A 4,433-nucleotide genomic window follows, 5' to 3' on the forward strand; every position below is an offset into this window, starting at 1 on the left:
CGGACGCCGAATCGCCGGCTGCGGCACTGCTCACGTCTGCGGTCTTATGGAAGCCATCCTCACTGCGCTGCGCCTTGCCGGCAGCGGAACCGACACCCGGCAACGTGGCGATATGCGCGGTCTGCGGGGCCGCCTTGATCAGCGCGGTCAGGTTGCTTTCCGCCTTGGATTGCGCGTATTCCTCAATCGCTTCGCCGCTCCAGACCATCAGCACGACGGTCCAGGCAGCCCAGTATTCGCCCACGGCGACCGTGGACAGAATCGCGATTACCGCAAGAATATCAACGCCGACATGCCCGTGCCGCAAATCGTCGACCATGCCGATGACCGTATCCACGACGGTATATACGACCAGCGCGATGATGAGGTACTGGCCCAGTGACGGGTCGAGGGAGCCGAGGGAATGGCCCCAGGGGCGGAAGCTCCACAGTAACGCAATCGGCAATGCGCTGATGATGGTGATAGGTAGGAGCGGTACTCGCTTGCAAAGATCGATGATGCGTCTCATCGTTTCTCCTTACGCTCGTATACGGGGCCGGACGCAAGGTGATTGCATCCGGTTCTGCAATCACGCCTTGTTAACCCACCGACTGCGTTGTTGGTGCCGGGACTTGGGATCCCGGAACAAGCGCCTCCGATACACGGCGTAAAGATGACATATTCAGTTATGGAGTTCAGTTATTGTTGACCGCGCATGTGCGCGACTTCTGCCATCGTATCAGCTTGCGGGCGGCGCTATGGGCAGGCGCGGATGGCGTGTCGTGTTGGATGCTTAGCGTCTATCTTCGCTTATCGGCACGGATTGCCGGTTGAGGATTGCCCGATATGGGCGCGCGGAGCCGGTCGTTCTGCATGGTCGTTTGCGGTAAGCCGCCGGCGCAAGTCCCCAGGCGCCGGACGCCAAGGAATGGCATTACCGATTGTCCGACAAGGAATCGTCCGACGCGGGATGGTCCAATACGGATTTTCTCCCGCAAGCGAACGGCTCTCAGACAATTCGCAGAGAAACACGGGCGTGTTCAATGACTTGCCCGTTACAGTACAAGGTATCAGCGGACAGCCGCTGACCGGGCGCAAACCCGATAATTCAACCCCTTCTCTTCTTCTCTCTCTGGCCCGGCGGTCTCTTCTCCCCGCCGGGTTTCTCTTTTTCTTGGCAGATTTCTCTTCTCCCGTCAGGGTTTTCCTTTCGGGTTATAGGGGTTATATCAGTCAACATACGTGTCCGGTGGTAGGACGTGTGAAGCCCAGAGCATTGCATTGGTCTCCGCGCGCATCCTGTATGTCGCGGCATACGCGCCTGATCAAATCTCGCCAGAAAGTGGCGCTCCGGGCTGCGTTCTGTGGTTTTGCGTATGCCGTGACATACGTCGTCTGGCATTACGGCACCAAGGCAGAGCGGAACACCCATCGCCCGGCGCGCAACGTATGCTCGGGCATACACAAACTGACATTTCGGCACCAGACAGGACAAAACGACACCCACCTAGCGCACACAACGTATGCCGGGACATACACAAACCGTCTACGCCAAGAATCCAGTCAGCGTAGACGGTTCACGAGGAAGGAGCGGGGTCGGTACCCGCGACTGAGCGCACACACCCAGACACAGGCACCCAACCGCCCGCACCCAAATCACTCGCCCGCAGGCACCACCGTGGTGACCATGTATCGCATCAGGTCGGAACGGCTGATCACGCCGACCACCTGCTTGCCATCGGCGCCACCGGTCACCGGCAGTTTCTTGATGCGGTTGCCAGCGAGCATCTCGCACACGCGGCGAATCGTCGCATGCACATTCACGGTGACCACGCGATGCGTGCAGATCTCCATCACGTTGATATCGCGCAACCCGGCGACACGCTGCGTGAACTTGTCGCCCTGCACCCACAACGCGTAAACGTACGCCATGGACGCCTTGTCGTCAGTATCGCCGATCAGCGTGCGCATGATATCGCCATCCGTCACAAAACCGACCGCATGATTGTCATCGCCAAGCACCGGAATCCCGGTCGTGCCGTTGTTCACCATCACCACGAGCGCATCGTAAGCGCTGGCGGTTGCGGTGACCGAGTAGACGTCACGCTTCATCGCATCAGCCAAAGACGGCTCGTCGGCATGCTCAAGATCCTGCTGCTCCTCCGGCGCGCCAGCAGCAGCACGCGCACGGGCCTTCGCTTCCACGCGCGCCATCGCAAGCGCCGCCAAGAAGCCCAGTACGTCCACCACGAACGCGACACGGCAAGCCATATCGAAACCTGCAGCAGCACCGACCGCCGCAGACTGCCCGGAAGCCTCGCGGGAGGCCGACACCGCGGACAGAATCCCCACGAACACCGACGAGCCCACGCATCCGGCAATCTGGAAGGTCGTGGACACAATCGTCACGCCATGCGGGTACAGCCGCCGGTCAAGGCTGGACAACGCGTAAGACTGCGACGGCCCCATGACGCACGAGCAGCCGGCAATCGCAGGCGCATACAGCAGAACGATTCGCAGGCTGGTCGTCGAACGTCCCGTGAACGACAGCGCGAGCACGAAGCAGGCGATAATCGCCATGCCGATGCTCACCAGCCAGCCCACACCGAACCGGTCGAAAATCTTGCCCGCCACCGGCGCAAGCACGCAGGACACCAAGCATGCGGGCAGCAAGGTGAGCGCCGCCTGCAACGGGGAGAAGCCCAGCGCGCTTTCCATGAACATGGGCAGCAGGATATTCATCGAGAACACCGTCATCAGCGCGGCCACCACCAGCAGTACGCCCAGCACGAACGCGCGGTTGCCGAACGGCTCCAGATTCAAGAACGGCTCCGGGATACGACGCTGACGCACCACGAACGCGACCAACGCCGCCACGCCAATCACCAGCGCGATGACAGCAGCAACCGCCTGACCGGAGAACACCGTGGACACGCCATACAGCAGGCCAATCAGACCGATTGCGGCGAGCGCCACCGACAGCGCATCCATATGCGGGTGTGTCAGCTGCGCGATATCGCCAATCCACAGAATCGAGCACACCAGGCAGATCGCGGACAGTATGGCGAGCGCGAAGAACAGGACATGCCATGTGCCGTGGGCGAGCAGCACGCCCGCGGCAATCGGGCCGAACGCCGGGCCGAATGTGGTCATCGCGCCGATCAGACCCATATATACGCCGATTTTGTTCTTAGGCGCGACGGCGAGCACCAGGTTCATGCCGACCGGCACAATCATGCCGGTGCCGAGCGCCTGCAGTACGCGCGCGGCGACAAGCACCGCGAAATTCGGGGCAAAACCGCCGACGATGCTGCCCGCGAACAGCAGAATAAGGGACAGCGCCATCAGGCGTGACGTGCGGATTTTCTTGTACAGGAATCCGGCGACCGGAACCATCACGGCGGCGGCGAGCATGTATGCCGTCGTCACCCATTGCACGGTGCCGGCGTTCACCGACAAGTCCCGCATGATGGGGTTCAATGCCACGTTAAGGAATGTTTCGTTGAATGTGGCGAGGAATGTGGCGTATCCCGCCACGAAAAGAACACGGCCAGGTTTGATGGTCGAAGTCACGTGTCGTCCTTTCATCTCGTTCAGCTGTTGTCGCTGGGTCTCTCGTTGGTTGTTGCGGTTTGCGCAGTTACGGCGTAATCCCCGGTGTTGCGCGCGTTGTCCCGCGTTTGGCGCTGATGTGCCCCGACGCGGCCCCGGGTTTGCGCACGTTGCCGACGCGTTTGAGACGCTCGAGACGCGTAAGGCGTTCGCCGCGGATGTCGTGCAGGCGCCGCGCGTACGCCGCGTATGCCGCGTATGCCAAATGCAGGGACGCCGCGTACGGGTGCCGCCGCGCGGGGATGTGCCGTGCGGGGATGCTGCTGCACAGGGATGCTGCCGTAACAGGCGTGAATGCAGACAGCGAGGCCCGGACCGGGTAATCCCGAATCCGTTGATTTTCCTCGATATGCCTGCGAACGAAATGCGTGAGCCGCATTGATAAAAGGCGAAATCTACAAAAATAGCCGCAGTGTCTCATGACACGCATCGTTCAACATAACCGAAAATCCGCGGCTTCGTAAGCGGACGGGCGTGTCGGGCTGGCGGTGGGGCGGGCACAGCGGGAAGCAGGGAAGCGGGGAAGCACGGAAGCGGAAGAAGCGGGGTGCGAGCGAATTCTCACACGATGACGGCACCATCCGCCCACACACCGGTCCGACACCACGAAACCGGCCACCGTGCGAGCCAATCCTCACACACCGACCCTTCCGAACGGACATACCACCCAACCCAACCAACTCAAGCTCCACCGTGCGAGCCAATCCTCACAAAGTCACCGGCCAACCCGCCAATCCAACCGGACTCTGCCACACCAGGCCCCACCGTGTGAGCGAATCCTCACAAAACCACCCGTCAACCCGCCAAACCGACCAAACCCAGCCCCGCCAGACCCCACCGTG

2 protein-coding genes and 1 pseudogene are annotated in these 4,433 nt (G+C 61.3%); all 3 read right to left on the reverse strand.

Annotated elements, in window-relative coordinates; genetic code table 11:
* A pseudogene (locus ACI38B_RS02325) lies at positions 1–508 on the reverse strand (heavy metal translocating P-type ATPase); the annotation flags it as partial.
* Between the two features lie 1,127 nt (positions 509–1,635).
* Positions 1,636–3,552: a DHA2 family efflux MFS transporter permease subunit gene (locus ACI38B_RS02330; protein WP_439729361.1), complete on the reverse strand. Its 1,917-nt coding sequence runs from the start codon at positions 3,550–3,552 to the stop codon at positions 1,636–1,638.
* Between the two features lie 67 nt (positions 3,553–3,619).
* Positions 3,620–3,970 carry a hypothetical protein gene (locus ACI38B_RS02335; protein ID WP_439729362.1) on the reverse strand — a complete coding sequence of 117 codons (351 nt, stop codon included), beginning with the start codon at positions 3,968–3,970 and terminating at the stop codon, positions 3,620–3,622.
* Positions 3,971–4,433: the final 463 nt, after the last annotated feature.

The organism is Bifidobacterium sp. (assembly GCF_051876855.1).
Lineage (GTDB): Bacteria > Actinomycetota > Actinomycetes > Actinomycetales > Bifidobacteriaceae > Bifidobacterium.